General features: G+C 71.4%; 1 protein-coding gene. It reads right to left on the reverse strand.

Annotated features, from left to right (window positions below):
* On the reverse strand, positions 1-1,014 hold a 1,014-nt coding region (locus AB0J58_RS45195), incomplete at its 3' end, for a polyketide synthase dehydratase domain-containing protein (RefSeq protein WP_364228058.1).
* Positions 1,015-1,048: the final 34 nt, after the last annotated feature.

The raw sequence follows: 1,048 nt of genomic DNA on the forward strand, positions 1-1,048 counted from the left end.
GAACCTGCCTGGGTTCTCCGACTGCGCACTACGCACCAGACCCCACACCGCCGCGGCCGGCAGATCCGCCACCACCTCACCATCACCCGCCGCGACCGCACCCCGGGTAAGGAACACCAGCCGCGACTCGGCGAACCGATCATCGGCCAGCCACCCCTGCACCACATCCAGCACGTGGGCAGTCAACGCATGCGCCGACCCCACCACCCCGGCCACCGGATCCGAGACCGCCTCCACCATCACGACGGCCGGCACCACGCCCGCCTCCGCCAGCGACGACAGCTCCCCGTACACCTCCACCGCAAGACCACCCGGCTCCCCGACCGCCCGCAACGCGGAAGCAACCCCCAGCACATCCGCACCGAGCACCGCCACCGACACCCCACCGGCCTCCGGCAAAGCACCCACCGGCGCCCACTCCACCCCGAACAACGACTCCCAGCCCACCCCCACACCCTCGGAGACCGCCAGCTGCTCGGCCGAGACCGACCGCAACACCACCGACCGCGCCGACACCACCAGCTCCCCAGCCGCATCCACCGCACTCAACGACACCGCATCGCCGCCCATCCTGACCAGCCGCACCCGCAACACCGACGCCCCACCCGCGAACAGACACACCTGCTCCCACGAAGACGGCAACAAACCACCCTCGGAATCGTCCAGCCCGGCGAAGGCCACCGCGTGCAACGCCGCATCCAGCAGCGCCGGATGCACCCCGAACGAACCGGAGTCCGACACCGCCTGCTCGGGCAGCGCGACCTCGGCGAACACCTCGCCACCCTCACCCCGCCAGGCAGCCCGCAACCCCTGGAACACCGAACCGTAGACGAAACCGTCCTCGGCCAGCTCCTCGTACAACCCCTCCAATTCGATCACGGTCGCCCCGGCCGGCGGCCACACCGCCACCTCGAACGGCACGACCTCCGAAACACCGGCCGCGAGCGTACCGGCCGCGTACCGCACCCACGCCGCCTCCTCGGCCGCCTCCGCCGAGCGGGCATACACGTTCACGCTCCGACGGCCCGACTCCTGCGGAGCCCCCACC

The sequence above is a fragment of the Streptosporangium sp. NPDC049644 genome, assembly GCF_040675205.1.
Lineage (GTDB): Bacteria > Actinomycetota > Actinomycetes > Streptosporangiales > Streptosporangiaceae > Streptosporangium > Streptosporangium fukuiense.